This is a genomic window from Rubneribacter sp., from assembly GCF_965361815.1.
Genome location: NZ_CBDTNW010000146.1, coordinates 21,810 through 28,060 on the forward strand (window position 1 = coordinate 21,810; position 6,251 = coordinate 28,060).

Consider the following 6,251-nt stretch of genomic DNA (forward strand, 5'->3'; position numbering starts at 1 on the left):
GCTCATTTTCGCCGGCTCGAACGACCACCCAAACGGCGGGATTTCATCGGCTTTTTACGATACGCAGGGTTGTGGCGCAGAAACACCGCCCGACACGCCAGGGTGATCCCCAGTGAAAGAAGCGAGGCCGCCAAAAAGCCCGCCGTCAGATCAAGCACCGCCATGTTGCCCTCGAACCATGCGTACAGGCTGGCCAGGCCGAAAAACGCCGACAAAGCCGACGTCAGCACCGTGAACATCTTGATGAGCACCTCTTTCGCCCGCGCGGGCGAGGAACGGTACATCACAACCAGATACACCACAAGGGCCAGCACAGCCAGCACAACCAACAAGGGAACGATGCGCGACAAGCGGGCGATCATGGCGAAGCTCCTTTCGTTGGACGGCAAGATCCAAGACAGGTTGGGCTGCACGGTGCAAGGCAGGCCAGGGCGCGCGGCCTACGGCAGACATTCTCGCTTCGCATCATACCAGACCCGCCCGACGCCAAGGCGCCGTGCCGTGCTCGGCAGGCGAACCTCGTCGCAGGCGGCCTCCGCAAAAACGCTGCGAAAGCTTGCAAGATCGCGTTTCACGCACGCACACGCTGCAGGGGGCCGCGCAGGCGAGCGGCGCGCCCGAACGCTGCAAACGCCCCCCTCAAGCACCCCCTCCCCGTCACGACCGGGCGTCCGAACGCACGTGTACGTTGAGCAGACGCTCGATGTCGTCCCGACCAATAGGCTTGACGGCGTACCCGTCCATGCCGGCCTCGAAGGCCCGCTGCCTGTCCTCGACGTACGCGTTCGCCGTCATGGCTATGATGGGAGGCCGCGCCTTTTTCTGACGACGGCATTCGTCGGTTATCGCCCGCGCCGCCTCAAGGCCGTCCATGCGGGGCATCTGAATGTCCATGAACACGATGTCGTAGTGTCCTTCGGGCGCCGCAGCCACCGCGGCCACCGCCTCAAGGCCGTTCCACGCGCGTTCCACGGACGCGCCGGCGTCCTGTATCAGCTCCTCGGCTATCTCCCCCACTATCTCGTTGTCCTCGACAAGCAGAATGCGAATGGGGGAGCGATCAGAACCGCCCGAAGCGCCGGAAGGGGAGCCTTTCTGCCCCAGCCCGGGTTCCGCCGAAGCCGCAATGTCCGAAATCTCCTGATCGCCGTCTTGACGCCGTTCGACAACGCCGGCGGCGAAAGGAACGTCAACCGTGAAGCGCGAGCCTTCCCCGCGGGCGCTGTCCACGCAAATCGCGCCGCCCATGGCCTCCACGAGGCTCTTCACAATGGACATGCCCAGGCCCGTCCCCTCGCCCATGAAGCGGGCGGCCCCCTCTTCGCGCTCGAACGGCTCGAAGATGCGCGCCACGAACTCCGGCGTCATGCCTATGCCGTTGTCCTCCACCACGAACCTGACGACGACCTCCCCCTCCTCGGCCACGGACCCGGATACGGCAGGAGAGGAGGACGCGGCCCTCGCCGAGGCGCCCCTCGGAAACGGGGTTTCCCCTTCGGGTTTTTCGGGCTCTTCGGGTCCTTCAACCCCTTCGGCCCTTTCAGCGTCTTTGGGTTCTTCGTGCTCTTCGGACTCCTCGGCCCTTTCAGTGCCTTCGGCCCCCTCAGCCCCTCCGGGCTTTTCGACCCCTTCGGGTTCCTCGACCCCACCGGTTCCTTCGGCCCCTTCGACCCTACCGGCCCCTTCAGCCCCTTCGGCCCTTCCGACCCCACCGGTTCCTCCGGTCCTTTCAGCCCTTTCGACCCCTTCGGCCCCTTCATCCTCCCCGGGCTGACAGGGGAGAATGGCGGCCGAACATCGCACAAGCCCTTCGGGATCGGTGTACTTCATCGAGTTCGCCAGCAGGTTGATGAGCACCTGCCTCACGCGCATCTCGTCGCCCGTCACCTTGACCGCGTCCACGGCGGCGCTCTCCACCTGCAGCGTTACACCGCGCGCCTCGGCCTGGGGCCTCACAATGGCCGCCGCCGTGTCCATCACGTCCGCTACGCGGAACGACGCTTGGGCCAGGTCAATCTGGCCGCTTTCTATCTTGCTCATGTCCAAAACGTCGTTGACCAGGTTCAGAAGATGATGGGACGACACCTGTACCTTGCGAAGGCTCTCCCTCACGCGGTCTTGCTCGTCCGCATGATCGGCGGCGATGTTCGTCAGCCCGATGATGGCCGTGATCGGCGTGCGAATGTCATGGGACACGTTGGAAAGGAAGCGGGATTTCGCCAAATTGGCGCGCTGCGCTTCGTCCACCGCGCGATGCAGGCTTTCGCGAAGCTCCCTTTGCTGCCTGTTCTTGTGCATGAGCACAACCATGAACAGCAGCAGGGCCGCCACGAACACGCCCAGCAGCAAGGCGGCGGTGGCCATGGTGTGCCGCCTTGCGGACGACACGATGTCGTACATATGGTCGAACGACTGGGAGGCGCCTTCTATCACAAGTGTGTTTATCCTGATCAACTCGTCGATAGACGGGTCTATGGACTCTTCCAGGAAGCGTGCTATCTCTTCGTCGTCGGCGGGCCCTTCGCTCAGCGAGATCAACTCGTTTTGAAGCACGACGAACTCTCGGTACGCGGACTGAAGCTGGTCGGCCAAATCAGGATCCGCCAGAAAACGCGCGTCTATGATGTCCAGCTCCCGCACCGCCTGCTGGTCGATGCTCGCGAATTCCTCGCGGACACTTTCCACCGTCTCCTGCGAATACGTGAACGCCAGCCGGTCGTCCAGCGTTTTGACCTGCATGACCAAAGTCTCCACGCGGCCGGCGGCCACCGTCACCGCATACGGATGCTCCCTCAGATCCTCCGTGCGGCTGTCGATGTTGCCCATGTTCGCGTTCAAAAACACATAAAACGCGACCAAAAACGCCACAAGCGCCAGCGCGACAAGACCGAACGCTGCGGACGAGTCCAAAACCCGGCGAAACGTTCCTCTCTTTTGAGTCGGCTGGCTGTTCATGCGAAACTCCGTCCAAAAGGGACGCGACCCTTCGGAAGGGAAGGGGGTGCGCCCGCCCCTTCCGCTATGCAAGCGAATGCGTCAGAACTGCACCCGAGGCGCCTGCTCGGCACCGGAATCGGCATCGAAGCTCTGGCGTTCCTTGAAGCCCATCATGCCCGCGAACAAAACGGCGGGAAACGTTTGGATGGCGGTGTTGTACTTCATCACCGTGTCGTTGTAGCTTTGGCGCATGTAGCTGATCTTGTCTTCCGTGTTCGACAGCTCGGTCTGGAGCTGTTGGAAATTGACGTTCGCCTTCAGATCGGGGTACGCCTCGGCCACGGCGAACAGGCTTTTCAGCGCGCCGGTCAGCATGCCGTCGGCCTGCATCTTGTCTTCGGGGGAGGAGGCGTTCGCCATGGCCGCGCGGGCCTGCGTCACCTCGTCGAGCGTCCCCCGTTCATGAGACGCATACCCCTTGACGGTTTCCACCAGGTTGGGAACCAGATCGAGACGGCGCTGCATCTGGACGTCCACCTGGGCCCATGCGTTGTCCACCATGTTGCGCAGCTTCACCAAATTGTTGTACAGCGCAACAGCGGCTATCGCCAAAACCACCACGACAACCAGCACGACGATCAAAACCACGCTCATGGCTCTCCTTTGCTCAGGCGCGCGCCCGCGATGCCGGTACGTGCCGGCCGCAGGCGCGGCGGTGTTCCCTTACAACTATAATCTTCCCTCTGCGCTCTCACAAGTGCAAAGAACGCAAACCGCTTCCACCAGAGGCGATGACGGGGGGCGGGGGTGCGGATGAGGCGGCGGAAGCGGCGCAGGGTGCGGGGCGCGATGGTGCGGGGCGCGTTGTAGGACACGATGCGGGCGGGGGGAGTTGCGGGATGGGCGAATCGCGGCGGCGGTTAGCTTCTTCGCATTGGTTCTGCAGCAACGCGGCGGCAGAAATCGCTCGACGAAGCGGCAGGCGGGGTCATCGAGCTACGACGCGGGCGGCAAACACCGGGGCGCGCCGCAAGCAACGCATGCCGGACCGCAGGGGTGTCGGACGGCAGACTGTGCCGCGCGGGGTTGAACGCGCCGGAAGGAGCGTCGGAGGCACGAGGGCGCCGACCGGGCGGCAACCGGCGCCTCAGCGCGTCGGCATCAGGGCCGCTCCGGCGGGCGAAAACGAGGTGGCCCGCGCCCACCACCCGCGCATCCGAGCGGCAACCACCACCCGAGATGCTGCGGAAAATGTTTCCACCAGGGCAAACGTAGCGGATCCGCTTCCCGACAAAAGCACGCCCCGCACCTCGTCGCGCGCCGTGAGCCACTGCCTGATCTCAGCCAGTTCAGGAAGAAGGCTCTCCGAGGCAGCCGTCAAGTTGTTGCCTAGGGGAACATCCTGCGCGCGCCGCGCCGCGAGGACGGCGGCGCGATCGCACGGCTCCAACGCAACGGGCGACTCGTCGAACGCCCGGTAGGCGGCCGCCGTCGAAACGCCCCCGCTCGGCTTCACCAGAACGACGAAGGAGCGCAAAGGGTCAAGATCGTGCTCGAACACGTCTCCCACACCGCCGAAGCACGCGCATCCACCATGCAGGAAAAACGCCACGTCAGCGCCCAAAGAACGCGCCGTCTCCCTCAGCAGCGGATCCCCCGCGTCCACACCCCACAGGCTTGCGGCTCCCAACAAAGCGGCTGCCGCATCGGACGAACCTCCGCCCAGCCCCGCTTCGGCAGGGATGCGCTTCTCCACGTTCACCAGCAGCGTTTCGTTCTCTTCGCGACCAAGGGCGGCGGCGAGCCGCCTCACGGCCTTGCCGGCTATGTTGTCCTCCGGCGCCACGTCGAGCGGGGCAATCCCTTCGCAAGACCGGCAAGTCAGGTCTATGGCCAACCCGCCGTCGGACGAGCCGGGCACCAAGCGCATGCGCACCACATCGTGAAGGGCGAGCGCGTGCATAACGGTGGTCGCCTCATGGTAGCCGTCGCTGCGACGAGGCCCTATCTCCAGATACAGGTTCACTTTCGCAGGCGCCATCAACCGCACGGACCCCTGGGTCTTAAACGGCGCTGCATCCGTATCCTGCGCCGTCCGCGCAACGGCGAACATGTCCACAGCATGCGGATCTTCGTCTTTGCGTTGCCGAGCGTCAATCCGACAGCCATTCGCCGATTGCGGCGCTTTTTGCAGCCCTTCGTTTTCGTGGACGAGGGCGCTTTTCGTGCTTGCGTTCGCGTTTTCCCGCTTGGTCACAATTGCCCCGTTCTCTTTTTTCGGCGTTCGGCGAAAAACGTCCGCAGCATCTGGGCGCATTCTTCCGCCAGGACGCCGGGAACCACCTCGAAGGTGTGATTCAGGCGTTTATCGCTGTTGATCTGGTATAACGTTCCCAACGCACCGGCTTTTGGATCTGCTGCCCCGTACACGCAACGGTCGATGCGCGCCTGATGCATGAGTCCCGCGCACATAATGCATGGCTCCAGCGTCACGAATACCGTGCAGCCCGTCAACCGCCATGCGCCCAAGTGGCGCGCCGCCTCCCTGAGGGCTACGAACTCGGCGTGGCCGGCGGGATCCTGCTCGGTTTCCCTGACGTTGCACGCACGAGCGATCACCTGGGGTTCGGCCAAGTGCGCGCGCGTGGCCGGATCGATGGGATCGTACACGACCACGGCCCCAATGGGAACTTCGCCCCTGCCTTCGGCGCGGCGGGCTTCCTCAAGCGCCATGCGCATGTAGTCTTCGTCCGTCATAGTTCGTATTATATGGTATCCTAACTACGCGTTCGGGAACATGGGTTGAAAAAGCGCACCCGGAATGTTTCACGTGAAACATTTTGCAAGCCCGAATTGCTTTTCTCATGCGGAGGCGTGGCCGAGTGGTTGAAGGCGGCAGTCTTGAAAACTGTTGTGCCGAAAGGTACCGTGGGTTCAAATCCTACCGCCTCCGCCATATTCCTCCAGGCGGATAGCTTTTTTTGTCGTTATTTATTTTCAAATCACTTATATTAATTGCGTGCGTTCGTGATGCTTCCTTGTTGATCCTTCTTTAGACTAAGCTTTCGCAAGACTCGTACTGGGTTGTCTTTTGCTTTTCAGGCCGCCTTCCGCAACAAACGACTCAACTGCGTACAAGCCGACGCTGCCCCGATTTCCGGTCCTGATGTCCGATCTCGTTCTTCGATCTCGTTCTCCGGTCCTGATCTCCGGCTCTGTTCTCCTGTCCTGATCCCCGGTCCTGGTTCCCGGTCCTGGTTCCCGGTCCTGGTTCCCGGTCATGGTTCCCGGTCCTCGGTCTCCCCCCCCCACCC

General features: G+C 63.0%; 5 protein-coding genes and 1 tRNA gene. 1 reads left to right on the top strand and 5 read right to left on the bottom strand.

What is annotated here, in order from left to right:
* Positions 1-2 precede the first annotated feature (2 nt).
* The 5 genes from ACWKY3_RS10785 to ACWKY3_RS10805 all read right to left on the bottom strand — a co-directional run bounded on the left by ACWKY3_RS10785 (position 3) and on the right by ACWKY3_RS10805 (position 5,694).
* Positions 3-362, bottom strand: a complete 360-nt coding sequence (locus ACWKY3_RS10785; RefSeq protein WP_449316411.1) for a guanylate cyclase — start codon at positions 360-362, stop codon at positions 3-5.
* 295 nt (positions 363-657) lie between these two features.
* Positions 658-2,955: a hybrid sensor histidine kinase/response regulator gene (locus ACWKY3_RS10790; RefSeq protein ID WP_449316412.1), complete on the bottom strand. Its 2,298-nt coding sequence runs from the start codon at positions 2,953-2,955 to the stop codon at positions 658-660.
* An 81-nt stretch (positions 2,956-3,036) separates the two neighbouring features.
* Positions 3,037-3,591, bottom strand: coding sequence for a LemA family protein (locus ACWKY3_RS10795; protein WP_449316413.1), 555 nt, complete (start codon positions 3,589-3,591; stop codon positions 3,037-3,039).
* Between the two features lie 493 nt (positions 3,592-4,084).
* Positions 4,085-5,050, bottom strand: a complete 966-nt coding sequence (ispE, locus tag ACWKY3_RS10800; protein ID WP_449316415.1) for a 4-(cytidine 5'-diphospho)-2-C-methyl-D-erythritol kinase — start codon at positions 5,048-5,050, stop codon at positions 4,085-4,087.
* 140 nt (positions 5,051-5,190) lie between these two features.
* On the bottom strand, positions 5,191-5,694 hold the full coding sequence (locus tag ACWKY3_RS10805; RefSeq protein ID WP_449316414.1) for a nucleoside deaminase: 504 nt from the start codon (positions 5,692-5,694) through the stop codon (positions 5,191-5,193).
* Positions 5,695-5,805: 111 nt separating this feature from the next.
* Here ACWKY3_RS10805 and ACWKY3_RS10810 point away from each other — a divergent pair.
* Positions 5,806-5,893 (top strand) — tRNA-Ser (locus ACWKY3_RS10810).
* The last annotated feature ends 358 nt before the right edge of the window (positions 5,894-6,251 follow it).

Excerpts from the sequence above, each read along its gene's own strand:
- ACWKY3_RS10785 (WP_449316411.1), bottom strand. The coding sequence starts at position 362 with ATGATCGCCCGCTTGTCGCGCATCGTTCCCTTGTTGGTTGTGCTGGCT.
- ACWKY3_RS10790 (WP_449316412.1), bottom strand. The coding sequence starts at position 2,955 with ATGAACAGCCAGCCGACTCAAAAGAGAGGAACGTTTCGCCGGGTTTTG.
- ACWKY3_RS10795 (WP_449316413.1), bottom strand. The coding sequence starts at position 3,591 with ATGAGCGTGGTTTTGATCGTCGTGCTGGTTGTCGTGGTGGTTTTGGCG.
- ispE (WP_449316415.1), bottom strand. The coding sequence starts at position 5,050 with ATGTTCGCCGTTGCGCGGACGGCGCAGGATACGGATGCAGCGCCGTTT.
- ACWKY3_RS10805 (WP_449316414.1), bottom strand. The coding sequence starts at position 5,694 with ATGACGGACGAAGACTACATGCGCATGGCGCTTGAGGAAGCCCGCCGC.